The 18791-nt window shown below is 63.4% G+C and carries 17 protein-coding genes; 3 read left to right on the forward strand and 14 right to left on the reverse strand.

From position 1 onward, the window contains the following. Positions 1-194 precede the first annotated feature (194 nt). From AC54AF_RS11335 to AC54AF_RS11345, 3 genes are all read left to right on the forward strand, one after another. The gene (locus tag AC54AF_RS11335; RefSeq protein WP_496636630.1) at positions 195-1292 is read left to right on the forward strand and encodes a hypothetical protein; all 1098 of its coding nucleotides are present in this window, start codon (positions 195-197) and stop codon (positions 1290-1292) included. Continuing rightward, complete coding sequence (locus tag AC54AF_RS11340) at positions 1283-1909, forward strand: ABC transporter ATP-binding protein (RefSeq protein ID WP_496636631.1); 627 nt, start codon at positions 1283-1285, stop codon at positions 1907-1909. The genes AC54AF_RS11335 and AC54AF_RS11340 overlap by 10 nt, the downstream gene beginning before the upstream one ends. Before the next feature lie 136 nt (positions 1910-2045). Next, entirely contained in the window at positions 2046-2384 is a 339-nt protein-coding gene (locus AC54AF_RS11345; RefSeq protein WP_496636632.1) for a CzcE family metal-binding protein, read from the forward strand. A gap of 66 nt (positions 2385-2450) precedes the next feature. On the opposite strand, the gene ahpF is transcribed toward AC54AF_RS11345, so the two are convergent. From ahpF to AC54AF_RS11415, 14 genes are all read right to left on the reverse strand, one after another. Further along, positions 2451-4046 carry an alkyl hydroperoxide reductase subunit F gene (gene ahpF, locus AC54AF_RS11350; RefSeq protein ID WP_496636633.1) on the reverse strand — a complete coding sequence of 532 codons (1596 nt, stop codon included), beginning with the start codon at positions 4044-4046 and terminating at the stop codon, positions 2451-2453. Between the two features lie 98 nt (positions 4047-4144). Further along, positions 4145-4708 (reverse strand): alkyl hydroperoxide reductase subunit C, encoded by a 564-nt coding sequence (ahpC, locus tag AC54AF_RS11355; RefSeq protein ID WP_034780873.1) that lies wholly within the window; start codon positions 4706-4708, stop codon positions 4145-4147. A gap of 188 nt (positions 4709-4896) precedes the next feature. Next, positions 4897-5298 carry a DUF3597 family protein gene (locus AC54AF_RS11360; RefSeq protein WP_131688142.1) on the reverse strand — a complete coding sequence of 134 codons (402 nt, stop codon included), beginning with the start codon at positions 5296-5298 and terminating at the stop codon, positions 4897-4899. A gap of 170 nt (positions 5299-5468) precedes the next feature. Continuing rightward, positions 5469-8312 (reverse strand): EAL domain-containing protein, encoded by a 2844-nt coding sequence (locus tag AC54AF_RS11365; RefSeq protein WP_496636634.1) that lies wholly within the window; start codon positions 8310-8312, stop codon positions 5469-5471. Between the two features lie 133 nt (positions 8313-8445). Next, positions 8446-8838, reverse strand: coding sequence for a D-ribose pyranase (gene rbsD / locus AC54AF_RS11370; protein ID WP_496636635.1), 393 nt, complete (start codon positions 8836-8838; stop codon positions 8446-8448). Between the two features lie 4 nt (positions 8839-8842). After that, entirely contained in the window at positions 8843-9751 is a 909-nt protein-coding gene (rbsK, locus tag AC54AF_RS11375) for a ribokinase (RefSeq protein WP_496636636.1), read from the reverse strand. Further along, entirely contained in the window at positions 9748-10797 is a 1050-nt protein-coding gene (locus AC54AF_RS11380) for a LacI family DNA-binding transcriptional regulator (RefSeq protein ID WP_496636637.1), read from the reverse strand. Before AC54AF_RS11380 ends, rbsK begins: the two co-directional genes overlap by 4 nt. A 21-nt stretch (positions 10798-10818) precedes the next feature. Next, positions 10819-11790 carry an ABC transporter permease gene (locus AC54AF_RS11385; RefSeq protein ID WP_496636638.1) on the reverse strand — a complete coding sequence of 324 codons (972 nt, stop codon included), beginning with the start codon at positions 11788-11790 and terminating at the stop codon, positions 10819-10821. Positions 11791-11807: 17 nt separating this feature from the next. After that, positions 11808-13358 (reverse strand): sugar ABC transporter ATP-binding protein, encoded by a 1551-nt coding sequence (locus AC54AF_RS11390; RefSeq protein WP_496636639.1) that lies wholly within the window; start codon positions 13356-13358, stop codon positions 11808-11810. Between the two features lie 84 nt (positions 13359-13442). Further along, positions 13443-14402 carry a sugar ABC transporter substrate-binding protein gene (locus tag AC54AF_RS11395; protein ID WP_496636640.1) on the reverse strand — a complete coding sequence of 320 codons (960 nt, stop codon included), beginning with the start codon at positions 14400-14402 and terminating at the stop codon, positions 13443-13445. Between the two features lie 208 nt (positions 14403-14610). Continuing rightward, positions 14611-15495 (reverse strand): EamA family transporter, encoded by an 885-nt coding sequence (locus AC54AF_RS11400; RefSeq protein ID WP_496636641.1) that lies wholly within the window; start codon positions 15493-15495, stop codon positions 14611-14613. A gap of 128 nt (positions 15496-15623) precedes the next feature. After that, positions 15624-17954 (reverse strand): YgiQ family radical SAM protein, encoded by a 2331-nt coding sequence (locus AC54AF_RS11405; protein WP_496636642.1) that lies wholly within the window; start codon positions 17952-17954, stop codon positions 15624-15626. A 232-nt stretch (positions 17955-18186) separates the two neighbouring features. Further along, entirely contained in the window at positions 18187-18465 is a 279-nt protein-coding gene (locus tag AC54AF_RS11410) for a DUF4404 family protein (RefSeq protein ID WP_131387509.1), read from the reverse strand. Between the two features lie 11 nt (positions 18466-18476). Beyond that, a complete protein-coding gene (locus tag AC54AF_RS11415; RefSeq protein WP_071326083.1) occupies positions 18477-18689 on the reverse strand; it encodes a VF530 family protein in 213 nt (70 codons plus the stop codon). Positions 18690-18791 lie beyond the last annotated feature (102 nt).

Raw genomic sequence — 18791 nt, forward strand, 5'->3', positions numbered from 1 at the left:
GGTCGCGGGTTCGAGTCCCGTCCGCTCCGCCAATAAAAGAAAAGCCCTTTGGTTCTCTGAACCGAAGGGCTTTTCCCATTCTGGGGTCCGACACTCAACACCGCCAACGTCAAGCTCAAAGCTAACTTATCCGGGGGTCTGACCCCTGCTGTTAGAATCAGCGCTACCCTGACTCCGCCCCTGCCCTGATGCGCTTGCCCCGTAGCACGCCTCCCTACCTCGCCCTGCGCTTGCGTCTGGCCCATCATGCGTTGCTGCAATTTGCCGCCAGCCTGGCCAGTTCCATGGAAATTCTTGTGTTCCTGGCCGGTCCCGTCGTGCTGGGCCTGCTCAGCGTCATCGCCCTGCCCGGCTTTCTCGCCATGAGCCTGCCCTGGCCTGCCGCGCTGGGCCTGCTGGGCGCGCAAGCCTTGCTCACTTGCCTGCCGGCCTGGTTGCTGCGTAAGCGGCTGCTGCCGGCCCCCATCGCCGCCTGGCTGCGCCAGCTGCCCTTGCCGCCGCGCCTGCGCTGGCAAGCGGACGTGGCCGTGGCCGGCCTGCTGATGCTGCCGCTGGGCCTCGCCTATGCCGTCTCGGCCACCATCTGGCTGGTGCAGTCGCCGCCCTGGCTACGCCCGATTGCCGCGCCCGGCATCGCCGCCACCATCGCCGTCTGGCTGCTGGCCTGGCTGCTGACGACGCGCATCGTGGCGCAGCGCCTGCGCGCGCCGCGGCCCGCACACAGGGCACGCCCGCCCACGATGACAACGTATATGCCGCAACGGCCCCGCTGGCGCAGCGTGTTTCTGTGGCGCCAGCTATTCTGGCTGCCGTTCTGGCGCAACGAGAATGTGATCGGCCTGCAGCAAAGCATGCTGCTGGCCACGGCTGGCGCCAGCATGCTGGCCTGGCTGCTGCGCGCGCCCCTGGTGCCCGCGCCGCTGCTCGGTTTGCTGGCCAGCGCCAGCCTGGTCATTGTGACGGACCGGGGCGACAAGGCCGTGCGCGAGCAGATCGCCGTACTGCGCCCCACGCTGGACGCCTGGCCCCTGGCCAGCACGGCCTTGACGCGCCTGGCCTGCGCCGCCAGCCTGCTGCCTCCATTTGCCGTGCTGCTGGCAGGCGCTGCCTTACTGTATTGCATCGATCCCGCCGCCTTGCAGCAGCGCGTGACCAGGGTCTACGCCGTCACCGCCAGCGCGGCCCTGCTGGCCATCGTCGGCCTGCCCCGCCTCACGGCCCGGGGCAGAGTAGTCCTCGTCGTCCTGTCCATCCTTGCCTTGAGCGCCATCGGAAGCGAATTATGGAATTGAACCTGTCTTCTCCCACCCTGCACATCGAGCACCTCGATTTTCACTTCTCCACGCACAGCGTCTTCCAGGGCTGCAATCTGCAATTCGGCCCCGGCGTCACCTGGCTGCGCGGCGCGAACGGGGCCGGCAAGACGACCCTGCTGAAGCTGGCGGGCGGCGCCCTGCTGCCCGCGCGCGGCGCCATCCGCCTCGATGACGTCGACAGCGGCGCCATGCCGCTGGCCTACCGCGCGCTCGCCTTCTATTGCGGCGGCGACCTACCCGCCCTGGCCTGGCTGCAAGTGCACGAGTTTCTCGACCTGCACCTGGCCCTGTACCCGGGCAGCGACCAGTCCCTGCTGAACGACGAGCTGAGCGCGTTTGCCCTGACGTCCAGCTTGCAGCAAAGCATCACCGCCCTCTCGCTGGGCCAGCACAAAAAACTGCAACTGGCGCTGGCCCTGGCCTTGCCCGTGCGCCTGCTGCTGATCGATGAACCGTTCAACGGCCTCGACTCGGCAGCCATGGCGCACCTGCGCGCGCGCCTTGCCGATCCCGTTCGCCTGGCGCGCCAGTGCATCGTGCTGACCAGCCACCTGGAACCGCAACTGCCCTTGGCCGCCACGGTAGAAATATAGACAGAAAATACAGCTTTGCAGATCGACCAAGGACAGCTTACGATGCCGTGTTGCAAAATCCGGCGATCCCGGTGCAGCCACTACCCATAAAACGGCGCGCTTATTCACCGCGCCGGGCCTATTCTTGGAGATTAATATGTTGAACACCCACCGCAGCGCCCTGGCCATCCTGTGCGCCATCCTTGCCGGCAACGTCATTGCGGCCGGCCCCACGGGCACGGCCGCCGACTATGGCAGCAGCGCCCCGCACGCCGCCGCCCAGCGCAGCATCGAGCTGCAGCCCGACACGCGCCACATCAACGTCACGCGCGGCGAAACCGTCACCATCGCGCGCGCCGGCCAGCGTTTTACGTGGCATGTGCAAACGTTCAGCAACAAGACCGTCTTCGCCCTGAGCGACATCGCGCCGAAGGACATGCCCGTCGATGGCATCGCCGTGTATGTAGCCGGCAATCCCCTGTACGCGGGCAGCTGATTTGCTCCACGCATAAAAAAACCGGAACCACCTTGCGGCGTTCCGGTTTTTTTACGGCGGGACAGCTTATGCCGTCAGCGCTTCTTTCGCTGCGGCTTCATCGACCACTTCCTCGTCATCCGAGCGGATCAGGTGGTCAAAGGCGGACAGGGCTGCCTTGGCGCCTTCGCCAGTGGCGATGATGATCTGCTTGTACGGCACCGTGGTAACGTCGCCGGCCGCAAATACGCCGGGGATCGAGGTCTGGCCGCGGGCGTCCACTTCGATTTCGCCGTGGCGCGACAGTGCCACCGTCCCCTTCAGCCACTCCGTGTTCGGCACCAGGCCGATCTGCACGAAGACGCCTTCCAGCTCGACCTTCTTCGATTCGCCGCTGTTGCGGTCCGTATAGCTCAGGCCATTGACGATCTTGCCGTCACCGTGGATCTCGGTGGTTTGCGCCGAGGTGATCACGGTCACGTTGGCAAGGCTGTGCAGCTTGCGTTGCAGCACCGCATCGGCACGCAATTCCGCGCCGAACTCGATCAGGGTCACATGTTTTACGAGGCCGGCCAGGTCGATCGCCGCTTCCACGCCCGAATTGCCGCCGCCGATCACGGCCACGCGCTTGCCCTTGAACAGCGGGCCATCGCAGTGCGGGCAGTAGGCGACACCGTGGTTGCGGTATTCCTTCTCGCCCGGCACGTTGATTTCGCGCCAGCGGGCACCGGTGGCCAGGATGACGGTCTTGGCTTTCAAGATGGCGCCATTCGCCGTTTCAATCTCGATCAGCTTGCCTGGCGTCAGCTTGCTGGCGCGCTGGGTGTTCATGATGTCGACGTCATAGGTCTTGACGTGCTGTTCCAGCGCCATGGCAAACTTCGGACCATCCGTTTCTTTGACGGAAATAAAATTCTCGATGGCCATGGTGTCGAGGGTCTGGCCGCCGAAACGCTCGGCCAGCACGCCCGTCTTGATGCCTTTGCGGGCCGCGTAGATGGCCGCTGCCGCGCCGGCAGGACCGCCGCCGACGATCAGGACATCAAAGACGTCTTTCTTGCTCAACGCTGCCGCCTGGCGTGCGCCGGCGTTGGTGTCGAGCTTGGCGAGGATTTCCTCGACATTCGTGCGTCCCTGGCCAAAATGCTGGCCATTCAGGAACATCATCGGCACGGCCATGATCTGGCGTGCTTCCACTTCTTGCGGGAATACGCCGCCATCGATGGTGGTGACCTTGATGCGCGGATTGATCACGGCCATGGCATTCAATGCCTGCACCACTTCCGGGCAGTTATGGCAGGAGAGCGAAATAAACGTTTCAAACTCGTAATCGCCGTCGAGATTGCGGATCTGCTCGATCACGGCCTCGTCGAACTTGATGGTGTGGCCGCCCACTTGCAGCAGCGCCAGCACCAGCGAGGTAAATTCGTGGCCCAGCGGCACGCCGGCGAAACGCACGCCGATATCGGAGCCGGTACGGTTGATGCTGAACGACGGGACCCGTACGCCAGCGTCCATGCGCTCGACCAGCGTGATCTTGTCGCTCAACAGGACTATCTCCTGGAGCAATTCCTTCATCTCGCGGGCTTTTGCGCTGTCATCGAGAGAAGCGACCAGCTCAAGCGGATACACCACTTTTTCCAGGTAGGATTTCAGTTGGGTTTTGAGGGTTGCATCTAACATGATTTTTTCTTCCTTTACAAATATTTAGGCGAATGCCGGGCCGGACGCCCGGTCCGGCATCGCGGTAACTACTTGTTTGCTACGTGCTGCATCGAGACTTAGATCTTGCCAACCAGGTCCAGCGATGGGGTCAGGGTTGCTGCGCCTTCCGTCCATTTGGCTGGGCAAACTTCGCCTGGGTGAGCGGCAACGTATTGGGCTGCCTTAACTTTGCGCAACAGTTCCGATGCGTCACGGCCGATGCCGTTGTCATGCACTTCCAGCACTTTGATGAAGCCATCTGGATTGATGACGAAGGTACCGCGCAGTGCCATGCCTTCTTCTTCGATCATGACTTCGAAATTGCGCGACAGGGTACCGGTTGGGTCGCCGATCAGTGCGTATTGCACTTTCTTGATCGCGTCCGAGGTGTCGTGCCAGGCTTTATGCGCGAAGTGCGAATCGGTCGAGATGCCATAGACATCGACGCCCAGCTTCTGGAATTCAGCGTGGTGATCGGCCAGATCTTCCAGTTCGGTTGGGCAAACGAAGGTGAAGTCGGCTGGGTAGAACACGAATACCGACCACTTGCCTTTCAGCGACGCTTCCGTCAGGTCGACGAATTTGCCATTGTGGAATGCGGTTGCCTTGAATGGTTTAACTTGGGTATTGATGAGCGACATAGTCATTTCCTCTCGTGTGGTGAATCAGTAAGACTCTAGTGTAAGGGGTTTTAACCCATAAGCAAAATTGATTATCGCAATAGTTTCAATTTATTTTAGCTATCGCGACACTATGGGAACTCCATGATAGGCAGTTCCCATAGGATTGGATAGCGGCAGCAGTGGATACCCCTGCCGCCGCCAGGTGTTTAATTCTTGAGTTCTTCAGGGACCTTGCCGCCGTTTTCCGCCAGCTTGATCATCACCTGGCGGTGCAGCCAGATATTCATGCTGGCCGAATCATTGGTGTCGCCCGTGAAGTGCAGCTCTTGCGCCAGTTCCTTGCGCGAAGCCAGGCTGCTGTCGAGTTGAAGCAGTTTCATCAGGTCGACGATGGACGTGCGCCAATTGAGTTTTTCCGCGTTCTTGCTGGCCAGATCGACCAGCACCACTTCCACGTCCACCACCGGCACGGCAGCCGCTGGTGCAGCTGCAGGTGCGGCTGCCGGTGCTGCGGCAGGTGCGGTCGTGGCGGCGGCCGGCGTGGCAGCCGGTGCGGCGTCGGACGAATGGTGGAAGATCTTGTTGTAGATATTGCTGAAAATGCCCATGAGGTCACCTCGCGTTGAGTGAATGGAAGAAGAATTGCCTGCGCACCCGGTGTAAGTACCGGTGACAGCAAAGCCGGGCGCAGGCGCCAGCCTGTCGAGTATAAGCCCGTTCAAGCCGCAAGCCCTGTCCCGCAGGCTTGCGTCAGATCTGGTGGCAGGCGACGCCTGTTTCAAGGATGCAAGGGCCGCTGGGCGTGCAGCAGCGCATCGAACGCTTCGATGGCCAGCGGCGGCGCAAACAGCTCGCCTTGCGCAAAATCGCAGCCGATCTCCAGCAGCCGCGCGCGCTGCTCTTCGGTCTCCACGCCTTCGGCGATAACCTGCAAACCCAGCTTGTGGGCCATGGTGACGATGGCTTCGCACAGCACCAGTTCGCTGGCACCCTCCGCCAGCTTGCGCACCAGCACGCCGTCGAGCTTCAGGTAATCGATGCCACATTGCTGCAATTGCGTCAGCGAGGCCTGGCCGCTGCCGAAATCGTCGAGGGCGATCTGCAAGCCCGCTTCGCGCAAGTGCTGCAGGCGCGGCGCCATGCTGGTACCGCCTGGTAAAAGTACATCTTCGCGCAGGTCGAGCACGATGGCCGAGGCCGGCACACCGAGCGCCATCAGCTGGCGCAGCCAGGTGCCGGGCGCCTCCACTTCGCGCTGCAGCTCCAGCGGCGACTGGTTCAGGCATAGCTGCAGCCCCGGCAAGCCGATGGCCTGGCCCTGCGCGCGCCAGCGCAGCAGTTGCGCGGCCGCCGTGCGCAGCACCCAGTCGCCGATCTCCACGATCAGGCCGCTGCTTTCGGCCAGCGCCAGGAAATCCGGCGGGCATACCACACCCCGTTGCGGATGGTGCCAGCGCAGCAAGGCTTCCGCCTTGGCAAGTTTTCCACTATGCAGCTCGACGATGGGCTGGAAATACAGCTGCATCTGCTGTTCGCGCAGGGCCGTGCGCAAGTCCGCCCCCATGCGCATGCGGTTGACGGCCGCCACCTGCATCGCGGGCGTGAAATAACTGTAGCGGTTGCGCCCCGCGCCTTTCGAGACATACATGGCCTGGTCCGCATGCTTGAGCAAGTCCTCGATATTGCCCGCGTCGTCCGGATACAGGGTGATGCCGATCGAGGCCGAGACGAAGGCCTGTTCCTGACCCAGCAAGAACGGCGCCAGCAAGCCGTCGAGTATCTGCCGCGCGATGCGGTCGACTTGCTGCAGATCGTCGAGGTCGGACAGGATCACCGTGAATTCATCGCCACCCAGGCGCGCCACCGTGTCCGTCTCGCGCACGCCCACGCGGATGCGCCGCGCCGCTTCGATCAGCAAAATATCGCCCTGGTGGTGGCCCAGGGTGTCGTTGACTTCCTTGAAATGGTCGAGGTCGATGAACAGGATGGCCACGCGGCTCGTATCACGCCGGCCCTGGGCCAGCGCCTGGCGCAAGCGTTCGTGGAACATGCGCCGGTTCGGCAATTGCGTCAGCGTATCGAAATTGGCTTGCTGCCAGATCAGCGCTTCCGTTTGACGCTTGTCCGTCACGTCTTCCAGCATGCACAGGTGATGCGGGCCGCCATGGCGCGCCGTGGCGATGGCTGTCACCGAGGCATCGACCCACACCACGCCGCCATCGGGACGCACGATGCGCTTGGCGTGGCGAAAGCCCGGCATGCGCCGCGCCAGCAGCTGCGCCACCTGCTCCTGCTCACCGGCCACATCGTCGGGATGGCTGATCTCCATCCAGCTCGTTTGCTTCATGTGTTCCAGGCTGCGCCCGCTGATGGCCAGGTAGCGCGGATTGATGTCGAGAAATTTCCCGCTCACGGTATCGATCAGGGCAATACCCATGGGCGCTTCCTCGAACATGGTGCGAAAGCGCAATTCCCCCTGGCGGATGGTTTCCTCCGTGCGGCGGCGCTCGCGTGCCAGGTTGTTGAAGTGAAAGGCGGCCGACACGGCCAGCAAGCTGCCCGCCACGCCCAGCGACAGGTACAGCCAGCCCAGGTCGGCGCCCGGCACGGGGCGGTACAGGAAACCCTGGTAGGCGCGGCTGTCCGTGGCATTGCGCGGCAGCACGCCCATCGCCACATACGTGTCGGCGATATGCTGCCAGCGCTGGGGATTCATGTAGCCGAGCTCCACCAGCACGGGCTGCAGCAGCAATTCCATCTGCTGCGCCTCGTACAGCAGATGCGCGTGGTCATGGCGCTGGCTGTATTTGGCATGGATCAGACGCGCCATTTCCTCGCGGTGCGCCATCGCGTATTGCCAGCCGCGCAGGCTGGCCGCGCGGAACGCCTTCACGCGCTCGGGATGGCGACGCAGCTCATACTCGCTGGTAAACAGGTTGTCGCCATAGAAATCGATGCCAGCCGTGCGCGGCGTAAACTGGTAATAGGAAAAGCCCGCCCGGTCCAGATAGTCCGGTTCGTTGGTGGAATACGCGGCAATCGCATCGACCTTGCCATCGATCAAATCCTCGATCCGGTAGCTGGGCGGCAAGTGGCGCATCTGCTGCGGCGCGACGCCCATCTTTCGCAAGAACAGCGATACTTCATCGGAGGCAAGGGCCACATCGTCGGCCGCGCCTATCATCACGGGCGCCCCCACCAGCTTGCGCACGTCCGGCGCGCCGCCATGCTGGCGCATCAGCAGCACGCTGGGCGAATGCTGGAACACCACGGCCAGCACCACCAGGGGCTTGCCCGCCAGGCGGCTGAGCAACAAGGTGCTGTTGCCCACGCCATATTCGGCCTGGCCCGTCAGCACCGCCTCCTCGGCACGCGGCACGCCGCTTCCTTCGACCAGCTGGACCTCCAGTCCCGCCTCGCGGTAATAGCCTTGCTCGATGGCCGCGTAATAGCCGGCAAACTGGAACTGATGCGTGAAATTGAGGTGCAGGGAGACGGTTTCCAGCGCCCGGGCAGGCGTGGCCAGGCACAGCAGCAGGAAGAAAAAGCAGCACCAGCCATGCGCCAGCCTGCCGGCGAGCGGCGAGGCAAAGCGGAAAGCGTCGGGGGCTTTCATCGGCATGGCGGAATACCACAGGAAGCTGCCGAGCTGGCAGGGTACGGCTATTGTAGCCGCCCCTTTTGCCGATGGATAATTATTTCAGTGAGGGCAATAGCGTTGATGTTTTTGGCAAACAATTTCGCGTTTGTTTGCGCTAGAACACGACGCCAGCCACCAAAATGACGTTGGCGTACGGACTGCACTCGCCCGTACGCACGATGGCGCGCGCGCCCTTGCTCAATTGCTTGAACTCGTCGTGCGTCACCTGGCGCGCATCGGGCAAGGCCAGGGCCGCCACCTGCGCCGCCATGGCCGGGTTGTGCTGCGGCAACTCGCTGGCGAGCAAATGGTATTCCACTTGCATTTCGCTCAATACCGTGTTGACGGTATCGATGAAGCCAGGGATGCCGCGCGTCAGGGCCAGGTCGATCAGGGGCACGCCCGGCTGCGACGGCAGGCCCGCGTCGCCGATGACGAGCATGTCGCCATGGCCGAGCGAAGCGATCATTTGCGACAGGGCAATATTGAGCAGCGGATTCTTTTTCATGGTCTCAGAACAGCTCGTGCAAATGGGGGATCGAGGTTTGCGCGCCAGGCTTGGTGACGCTCCAGGCGGCCGCGCGCTGGCCTTGCTGGATCGCTTCGGCCTCGTCCATCCCGGACGCCAGGCCCGCCACAAAACCGCCGATGAAGGTATCGCCGGCGGCCGTCGTGTCGACGGCTTGCACCACTTCGGCAGGGAAGTCGTAATCGCCGCCGTACAGGGCCGCGTGCACGCCCTTGGAACCCAAGGTGATGATGACGTTGTCGCTGCCCAGCTTTTGCAGCGCGGCGGCCAGCGCCTTGGCATCCGCGCCATCCTGGCTGACGCCGGCCAGCATGGCCGCTTCGATTTCATTCGGGATCAGGTAGTCGACCAGTTCCAGCACGCCGTCCGGCAAGCTGGCGGCCGGCGCCGGGTTCAGCACCACGGTCTTGCCCAGGGAGCGGGCCAGCTTGATCGCGTGCACGACGGTGGCCATCGGCGTTTCCAGCTGCAGCACGACAATATCGGCCTGTTCGATCAGCTCTTTTGCCGCGTCGATATGCGCGGGGCTGAGTAAATCGTTGGCGCCGCCGGCAATCACGATGCTGTTCTGGCCATGGTCGTCCACCAGGATGGAGGCGATGCCGGACGCGACACCGGGCAAGGTGGTGATGTGGCTGTCGATGATGCCGTCGCCCACCAGCGCGGAGCGCAACGTCGCGCCGAACGCGTCGTCGCCCACGCAGCCGACCATGGCCACTTGCTGGGCTCCCGCCACTTTGCCGCTCAGGCGCGCGCAGGCCACGGCCTGGTTGGCGCCCTTGCCGCCAGGAATCGTACGGAAAGCGCCTCCCGTCAGGGTTTCGCCGGGGAGGGGCATGCGCGGCACGCGCAAGACCAGGTCCATATTGATGCTGCCGATAACCACGATCATGATGTCATTCCCATCGGTTCAGTTGCAGGTAAAGAAAAAGGGGCTGGCGCGGCGGCCACGCTGGAGCCGCGCACGTGCAGCTCTGGTGCGATGCTGCGCTGCTGGCGCGGCAAGGCGGGGTCGGCGATGCGCGCCAGCAGGCAGGCGGCCGTGATGTGCCCCAGCTCGCGCGTATTTTGCGCCACACTGGTCAAGGCCGGATGCACGAAGCTGGCCAGGTCGATATCGTCAAAGCCGACGACAGCCAGCTCGCCCGGCACGGCAATCCCGCGCTCGGCGGCGGCGCGCAGGGCGCCAAAGGCCATCAAGTCATTGCAGCAGAACAGGGCGTTGGGGCGCTGGCCTGGCGGCAGCGCCAGCAAGTCCAGCGCGGCCGCATAGCCGCCCGCACTCGTGAAATCGCTATGGCGGCACAGGCCATCGGCCAGGGTCACGCCCGCGTCCGCCATGGCGCCGCGCGCGCCATCGATGCGCTCGTTGGAAATGCTCACTTCGCGCGGACCGGCGATGCAGGCGAGGCGCCGGCGTCCCAGGCCCAGCAGGTGGCGCGCGGCCAGCACGCCGCCGGCGCGGTTGTCGACGGCCACGGCGTCGATGGACAGGTCGCTGGGCGCGCGGTCGAGCAGCACGGCCGGCACCTTCATCTTGCGCAGCAATTCGCCGTCGCTGTCGGCCAGCGCGGACAAAATCAGGCCGTCGCAGCGCTTGGTCAGCAGCACGTTCAGGTAGTCGCGCTGCTTGACGGGGTCGTCATCGGAATTGCACAAAATGACGCTGTAGCCGGCCGCGTAGCAGCTGTCCTCGATGCCGCGCGCCACTTCCGAAAAATACGGGTTCGTATTGTTGGGAATGATCAGGCCGATGGTACCCGTGCTGCGGCTGCGCAGGGAACGCGCCAGCGCGCTGGGCACGTAATGCAATTGCTCCGCCGCCGCCAGCACGGCGCGGCGCGCCTCGTCGCTGACGGGGCGGGTATTGTTGAGGACGTGCGAGACGGTGGTAAACGACACCCCCGCCGCCTGCGCCACTTGCTTGATGGTTGCCATGGGCGGTGCCTTCTGTTGCGATTAGGCGCGCTCGCCGCGGCGGCGGTAGGTGTCGAGCACGACGGCGGCAACGATCACCAGGCCCGTGACGATGCGTTTCACGGGTTCGGACACGCCCACCTGCGCCAGGCCCGCTTCCAGCACGGAAATGATCAACACGCCAATGAAGGTGCTGATGACGGAACCGCGTCCACCCATCAGGCTCGTGCCGCCGATCACCACGGCGGCGATCACTTGCAGCTCCATGCCCACGCCGCCGTTCGGGTCGGCCGCTTCCAGGCGCGAGACCTGGAACAGCGCGCCCACGCCGGCGAGGAAACCCATCAAGGCAAACACCAGCACTTTCGACGGCTTCGTGTCAATACCGGACAGCCGCACGGCTTCTTCATTCGTGCCGATGCCGATCCAGTGGCGGCCCAGCACCGTGCGCGTGAGCACCAGGTGGCCGATGACGACGATGGCGATCGAGGCGATGAAGGCGGGCGACAGGCCGAACGCGATCGGCGAGCTGATGCCATCGACGGCGCTGCCGATGTATTCCGTGCGCGAATTGGTTACCTGATACGCCATGCCGCGCGCCATTTCCAGCACGCCCAGCGAGACGATGAACGAGGGTATGCGCCAGCCGACTGAAATCAAGCCCGTGGTGGCGCCGCACAGGGCGGCGACGAACATGCCCAGCAGGGCCGCGCTCCACACGGGCCAGCCCCAGTGCACGACGGCCAAGGACAGCACGGAAGCGGCCAGGGCCATCACGGAGCCGACGGACAGGTCAATGCCGCCGATGATCAGGACAAACGTCATGCCGACGGCCATCACGACCAGGGTCGGGATGTTGTTCGACAGGGTACTCAAGGTCGCCAGGGTAAAGAAGTTTTCGCTGGCAAACGAGAACAGCACGCACATGGCGACCAGGGCGCCGATCAGGCCCGCATAGTTTTTCAGGTCGGCCAGGCTGCGCTGCAGATACGAGGGAGAGGAATGGGTGGTCATGGGAATCTTTCGGCGGATCAGGCCGCAGCTGGGGTGGAAGTGGGGGTCAAATAGCCGGAGAAGGCGGCCGACAGCAGCGCGTCCTGGCTCCAGGCGCCGCGCTCGAAGGTGTCGACGATGCTGCCGGCGCTCATGACGGCGATGCGGTCGCAGATCAGCATCAGTTCGCGCAAGTCGCTGGACACAATCACGAGGCCCTTGCCCTGGCGCGCCTGTTCGGCCAGCACCTGATAAATATCAAACTTGGCGCCGATATCGATGCCGCGCGTGGGCTCGTCGAACAGCATCACGGGGCAGTCGCGGTACAGCCAGCGGGCGATCACCACCTTTTGCTGGTTGCCGCCGGACAGCTCGGCCACCGTTTGCGCGCTGTTGCGCGAGCGGATGCCCAGGCGCTCGATGTAATCGTCGGCCACCGACGCTTCGGCCGCATCGTTGAGCCAACCGGCGCCACTGACGGTGTCGAGCGAGGCCAGGGTCGTGTTGACGGCGATGGACTGGCGCAGCAACAAGCCCTGTCCCTTGCGGTCTTCCGTGATCATGGCGATGCCGGCTTTCACGGCTGCCTGCGGCGAGTGCAAGGCGGCGGGTACCTCGCTGTCGCCGAGGAACACGTCACCGGCGTCGGCGCGGTCGGCGCCGAAGATCAGGCGCAGCAATTCCGTGCGGCCCGAGCCGATCAGGCCGGCGATGCCGAGGATTTCGCCGGCGCGCAAGTCGAACGAGGTCGGGTTGACCACCTTGCCGCGCGCCAGGCCACGCACGCGCAGCAACGGCGCGCCGATGGTGCGCCCGCTCAGGTCGACGGCATCGTCTGCCGAACGGCCCACCATCAGGCTGACCAGGTCGGCGGCGGAGTGGCCCGCGATGTCGTCGTCGCACACGAGCTGGCCGTCGCGCAGCACGGCGATGCGGTCGGCCACGCGCTTGAGTTCTTCCAGGCGGTGCGAAATATAGATGATGCACACGCCTTCCGCTTTCAGGCGTTCGATCTGCAGGAACAGCAATTCCACTTCGCGGTGCGTCAGCATGGCTGTCGGCTCATCTAGCACCAGCAAACGGCAGGCGCCGATCAGGTTGCGCGCGATCTCGATCATTTGCTGGTGGCCGATGCCGAGTTCGCCCACGAGTGTCCACGGGTCGAGGCCGCCCAAGCCCACTTTCTCCATCTGTACACGCGCGTCGCGCTCGAGACGGCTACGGTCGATGAAGCCGAAGCGCTGCGGCAAATTCTTCAGGTACAGGTTTTCCGCGATCGACAGGGTGGGAATCAGATTGAGTTCCTGCATCACCATGCGGATGCCCAGCGCCTCGGCGGCGCCACGCGACGCGGGCTGGTAGGGCTTGCCGTCGAGCAGCATCGTGCCCGTGGTGGCTTGCTCCAGGCCGCAGATGATCTTCGACAGGGTACTCTTGCCCGCGCCGTTCTCTCCCGTCAGCGCCAGCACCTGGCCAGGGGCAAAGCGCAGGCCCACGCCACCGAGGACGGGGCCGACATAGGACTTGCCGATGTTGTCGAGCGTTAACAAAGGGATGGCGGCTGGCGCCGGTGGAATGTCGGTGGGCATGATAAAACTCCGCGGTAGTGGCGGCGGGGCCGGCACCGCCTGCTCGGTGAGCAAGCAGGCGCCGGCCCCGGCGGGATCAAACGATCAGGACTTGGCGCCCTTGGCGACCAGTTCGACCTTGGTTTCGATGACGCCACCAAGCTCGGCCTGTTTCTTCTTCTGCGCCAGGGCTTTCAGCACGGTCTCGATGCCGAACACGGCTTGCTGCGAACCGAACTGGTCGGCGGTGGCCAGTACGCGGCCATCGGCCAGCATCGGCTTGATGGCGTTGATGTTGTCGTAGCCAACGACGACGACTTTACCCGTCTTGCCGGCCGCCTTGATGGCGGAAATGGCGCCGATGGCCATGTTGTCGTTACCACACAGCAAAGCCTTGATATTCGGATTGGCGTTCAGCATGGCGGCCGCCACCGTGTTGGCAGGGGCGATTTCCCACTGGCCCGACTGCACGCTGACGACCTTGGCGCCGGCCGCGTTCATGGCGTCCTGGAAGCCCAGAGTGCGCTGCTGCGCATTGTAGGTGGTGGAGACGCCTTCGATGATGCCGACGGGGTCGCCCTTCTTGATCTGCTTGGCCAGGAAGTCACCGACCACCTTGGCGCCCTTGCGGTTGTCCGGACCGACGAACGGTACAGTAATGCCCTTCTCTTTCAGGGCGCCTTCATCGAGCTTGTTGTCGATATTGACGACGATGATGCCCGCGTCGATGGCTTTTTTCAGCACCGGCACCAGCGCTTTCGAATCGGCCGGCGCGATCACCAGCGCGTTGACGCGCGAGACGATCATTTGCTCGACCAGCTTGATCTGGCTCGACGTGTCCGTTTCATCCTTGATGCCGTTCGACAGCAGGTCGTACTTGGCAGCATTCGCCTTCTGATGCGCCTTGGCGCCATTTTCCATGGTCAGGAAGAATTCATTGGCGAGCGACTTCATCACCAGTGCCACCTTTGGTTTGGCTGGCGTCTGCGCCATCGCCGGCACGGCGGGCAAGGCACACACGAGGACAGCGGCGGCAATCATTTTCAGGCGAATACGGGATGTCATGGGCGTCTCCAGAGTTGTTGGTCAAGCACGTGTACTGCATGCTTTTTAGGAAATTCGTTGCGCGCAAACGTTTGCGCGAAGCGAATAGTGCCTCAATGCCACACATCAGTGCAAGCAAAACTGTATGTGCGGTGCAGCAAAAAGAGAACGCCCAGAGGAGAACAGGCAGGCCGATGCGATCAGCCTGCCGGGGAGAAATGCGCAAAAGTCAGGGATTTGTTGCGGGGCGGGCACTGGCCCACTGCACGGCCAGTACGCTGGCCAGCACCAGCAGCAAGCCCAGCATCGACCAGCCCGTCATGGCCTGTCCCAGCAAGGCCCAGCCCAGCACGACGGCCATCAGGGGACTGAGCAGTCCCAGCGAGGATACGGCCACGGGCGACAGCCTGGCGATGCCGCGGAACCACAGCGCATACGCCAGCAGGGCGCCGGCCAGGCACAGGTAGGCGTAGGCGAATACTTGCTGCAGCGACAAGGCCGGCAGCGGTGCGTCGGCCAGCCAGGCGACGGGCGCCAGCATCAGGCCGCCGAGCAGCAATTGCCAGCCCGTCAGCGCCAGCACGGGCAAGTCCGGCTTCCAGCGCCGCGTCAGATACGTGCCGGCCGCCATGCACGCCGTGCCGCCCAGCGCAGCGGCGATGCCGACGGGTTCCCACACCGTGCGCGGTGACAACAACAAGACGCCCATGCCGGCCACGCCCAGCACGCTGGCCAGCAGCGCCAGACGGGCCGGACGGCGCCCTTCCACGCCCCAGGCCAGGCCCATCACCAAGAGCGGCTGGATGGCGCCTACCACGGCCGCCAGGCCGCCCGGCAAGCGGTAGGCGGCCACGAACAGCAGGGCCTGGAACACGCCGATATTCAGCGCGGAGAGTATTAGCACGCGGCCCCAGTCGCGCCGCGCGGGCAGGCGCCGCATGACCAGCAGCAAGAGCAGGCCGGCCGGCAGCACGCGGATCAGCGCCGCCGTGAAAGGACGGTCGGGCGGCAGCAGTTCGGACGTGACGATATACGTGGAGCCCCAGATCAGGGGCGCCAGCGCCGTGAGCAGAATATCGCCCCAGGCGGGGCGGACGGAGGAGGAGGCGGCCATGAACTATCTCGACGTTAAGACAATCCCAGTGTGGGCACAAACTATCTTGATGTCAAGATAAATGCGGCGACACGCGGACAATAAAAAAACCCGGCGCACAGGCCGGGTTCTGGATGCAGCAGCAAGACTTAGCGGCGCCCGCTGCGGGCCGGTGTGCCGCCCTTGGCTGGCGGTTTGGCGCCACGGCCCATCGGCGCGGCGGCCGGCTTGGCCTTCGTCTTGATGGTTGACAAGATCGAGGGACGCACCTTCGACTCGGCGGCCGAGGCTTTGGGCGCGGCGGCCGTGCCGCCCAGGGCGATGCGGTTCTTGCCCGGCGTGACCTTGAACTTGTCCGGCGTGCCGGCGCCATGCGTCTGGCGGCTGCGTTCGCCTGCGGCCAAGCCGCCCGACTCCGACGATGTCCAGGCCGGTATCAAATGCTTGTCGCCATTGCCGATCAAGTCGCCACGGCCCATGTTGACCAGCGCTTCGCGCAGGATCGGCCAGTTGGCCGGGTCCTGGTAGCGCAGGAAAGCTTTATGCGTGCGGCGGATCTTGCCGCTGCGCGCCGTTTCCACCACTTCCGAATCCGCCGTGACCTTGCGCAAGGGATTCTTGCGCGTGTGGTACATGGTCGTCGCCATGGCCATCGGCGTGGGCATGAAGGTTTGCACCTGGTCCAGCTTGAAATTGTTTTTCTTCAGCCACAGGGCCAGGTTCAGCATGTCCAGGTCCGTCGTGCCCGGATGGGCGGCGATGAAGTAGGGAATCAAATACTGCTTCTTGCCCGCTTCCAGCGAGAAACGGTCGAACATTTCCTTGAACTCGTCATACGCGCCGATGCCGGGCTTCATCATCTTCGACAAGGTGCCCTCTTCCGTATGCTCGGGCGCGATTTTCAAGAGGCCGCCGACGTGGTGCGTCACCAGTTCCTTGACGTACTCGGGCGAACGCACGGCCAGGTCGTAGCGCAAGCCTGAGCTGATCAGCACTTTCTTGATGCCGGGAATGGCACGTGCCTTGCGGTACAGGGAAATGAGCTTGCTGTGATCCGTGCCCAGGTTCACGCAGATGGACGGATACACGCAGGACAGGCGGCGGCACGAGACTTCGATCTCTTTTTCCTTGCAAGCGAGGCGGTACATATTCGCCGTCGGGCCGCCCATATCGGAAATGGTACCCGTAAAGCCTTTGGTTTTATCGCGGATATGCTCGATTTCACGCAGGATAGACGGCTCCGAACGGCTCTGGATGATGCGCCCTTCGTGTTCCGTGATCGAACAGAAGGTGCAGCCGCCGAAGCAGCCGCGCATGATGTTGACGGAAAAGCGGATCATTTCCCAGGCGGGGATATGCGCCTTGCCATAGCTCGGGTGCGGCGCGCGCGCGTAATTCATGTCGTACACGCCATCCATCTCGTCCATGGCCAGCGGCAGCGGCGGCGGATTGAGCCACACGTCGCGTTCGCCGTGCGCCTGCACCATGGCGCGCGCATTGCCGGGATTCGATTCCAGGTGGAATACGCGCGACGCGTGCGCATACATGACGGGGTCATCCTTGACGACGTCATACGCAGGCAGGCGCACCACCGTCTTGTCATGCTTTTCCTTGGCCATGGCCAGGCGTTCTTCGCGGCTCATGATGCGGATCGGCTTGATGACTTCGGCCGATTTCGACGCATTTTCCGTGGCGCAGGCGGTCTTGTCTTCCTGCACCATCTCGTACGGGCTGTAGTGCGGGTCGATCTTGCCGGGCACGTCGACGCGGGTGGAATTGTGCACGCCCCAGTCGTCGCCAGGCAGCCAGCCGGCCGGCACCATGAAGGCCGTGCCGCGCAAGTCGCGGATATCCTTGATCGATTCGCCGGCCGCCAGGCGGTGCGTCAGGTCGACCAGCGCCCGTTCGGCATTGCCGAAGATCAACAAATCAGCCTTGGAATCGGGCAAGACGGAACGGCGGACCTTGTCCGACCAGTAATCGTAATGGGCGATGCGGCGCAGCGACGCCTCGATGCTGCCGATGACGATGGGCACGTCGGAATACGCTTCGCGCGCGCGCTGGGCGTACACGGTGACGGCGCGGTCCGGGCGCTTGTTTGGTTCCGCGTTGGCCGTGTAGGCGTCGTCGGAGCGGATCTTGCGGTCGGCCGTGTACTGGTTGACCATGGAATCCATGTTGCCGGCGGTAATGCCATAGTACAAACGCGGCTTGCCGAGGATGCGGAAGGCGTCGGCCGACAGCCAGTCCGGCTGGCTGATGATGCCGACGCGATAACCCTGCGCTTCGAGCAGGCGGCCCACCAGGGCCATGCCGAAACTCGGATGGTCGATGTAGGCGTCGCCCGTGACGAGGATGACGTCGCACTGGTCCCAGCCCAGCGCGTCCATCTCGGCACGCGACATCGGCAGGAAAGGCGCCACGGCAGCGCGGGCAGACCGCTTGGGAACGGTCGCAAATAAATTGGTAGGGGAGCTCATAGGGTACGGATTGTACCGGAATTGGCCATTTCCAACCTGACGGCCTGTTTTTTACTGTTGGATTTTCGTATAAAAAACGTTTATTTTTCAATTACTTGGGGTCAGACCCTTTGGGTCTGCCTCCAGAATTTAAGGTCTTGGGGGGAGACGTTGGCATTTAACCCAACACCTTGACTGCTGGGGTACGACCCGAAGGGTCGGACCCCGATCAGCGCACAGCGATCGACTCCGATCAAATCCCCATATTCGCTAAAATTTCACCCAATTCGCGTAAGGCAGGCTCCAGTTTCGGGTGCTTGACGGCAAACCTGGCCGACAATTCCTGGCTGCGCTCGGCCAGACCATAGGTCGTCGACTCTTCTTCCTGTTCCTGCGCGGCGCGCTTTTCCAGCAGCTGCTGAATATCGCCATTGAGCTTTTGCAGCAAACCATGCGTTTCTTCATCCACAGGATCGCCAGATGCGATGGTCGATTGCAGTTGTTGCAACGATTCCTTGAGTTTGCTATCCATGTTTTTTCCTGTCAGTCAGTAAATTGCGTGTCCAGGTACAGCTGTTCCACCTTGCTCCTGGCCCACGGGGTCTTGCGCAAAAACTTCAGGCTCGACTTGATGCTGGGATCGCTGATGAAGCAATTGATATCGATGTGCTTGGCCAGGCCGTCCCAGCCGTAGTGGGCGTGCAGGCGCGTCACGATACCTTCCAGGGTAATGCCATTCAAATCTTGCTGACTCATATACTCTTTCAACTGCCTTCTTGTTTACATCTTACTCAATTCTACGCCGCCAGCACGGAAAGCTTGCGTGCGCCATGTCAACGCAACGCAAGCTTCTGATGA

This window comes from Janthinobacterium sp. JF4 (assembly GCF_059617925.1).

Bases quoted from the DNA above. Each gene is read 5' to 3' on its own strand.
- AC54AF_RS11340 (WP_496636631.1), top strand. From the start codon at position 1,283: ATGGAATTGAACCTGTCTTCTCCCACCCTGCACATCGAGCACCTCGAT.
- AC54AF_RS11345 (WP_496636632.1), top strand. From the start codon at position 2,046: ATGTTGAACACCCACCGCAGCGCCCTGGCCATCCTGTGCGCCATCCTT.
- ahpF (WP_496636633.1), bottom strand. From the start codon at position 4,046: ATGTTAGATGCAACCCTCAAAACCCAACTGAAATCCTACCTGGAAAAA.
- ahpC (WP_034780873.1), bottom strand. From the start codon at position 4,708: ATGTCGCTCATCAATACCCAAGTTAAACCATTCAAGGCAACCGCATTC.
- AC54AF_RS11360 (WP_131688142.1), bottom strand. From the start codon at position 5,298: ATGGGCATTTTCAGCAATATCTACAACAAGATCTTCCACCATTCGTCC.
- AC54AF_RS11365 (WP_496636634.1), bottom strand. From the start codon at position 8,312: ATGCCGATGAAAGCCCCCGACGCTTTCCGCTTTGCCTCGCCGCTCGCC.
- rbsD (WP_496636635.1), bottom strand. From the start codon at position 8,838: ATGAAAAAGAATCCGCTGCTCAATATTGCCCTGTCGCAAATGATCGCT.
- rbsK (WP_496636636.1), bottom strand. From the start codon at position 9,751: ATGATCGTGGTTATCGGCAGCATCAATATGGACCTGGTCTTGCGCGTG.
- AC54AF_RS11380 (WP_496636637.1), bottom strand. From the start codon at position 10,797: ATGGCAACCATCAAGCAAGTGGCGCAGGCGGCGGGGGTGTCGTTTACC.
- AC54AF_RS11385 (WP_496636638.1), bottom strand. From the start codon at position 11,790: ATGACCACCCATTCCTCTCCCTCGTATCTGCAGCGCAGCCTGGCCGAC.
- AC54AF_RS11390 (WP_496636639.1), bottom strand. From the start codon at position 13,358: ATGCCCACCGACATTCCACCGGCGCCAGCCGCCATCCCTTTGTTAACG.
- AC54AF_RS11395 (WP_496636640.1), bottom strand. From the start codon at position 14,402: ATGACATCCCGTATTCGCCTGAAAATGATTGCCGCCGCTGTCCTCGTG.
- AC54AF_RS11400 (WP_496636641.1), bottom strand. From the start codon at position 15,495: ATGGCCGCCTCCTCCTCCGTCCGCCCCGCCTGGGGCGATATTCTGCTC.
- AC54AF_RS11405 (WP_496636642.1), bottom strand. From the start codon at position 17,954: ATGAGCTCCCCTACCAATTTATTTGCGACCGTTCCCAAGCGGTCTGCC.
- AC54AF_RS11410 (WP_131387509.1), bottom strand. From the start codon at position 18,465: ATGGATAGCAAACTCAAGGAATCGTTGCAACAACTGCAATCGACCATC.
- AC54AF_RS11415 (WP_071326083.1), bottom strand. From the start codon at position 18,689: ATGAGTCAGCAAGATTTGAATGGCATTACCCTGGAAGGTATCGTGACG.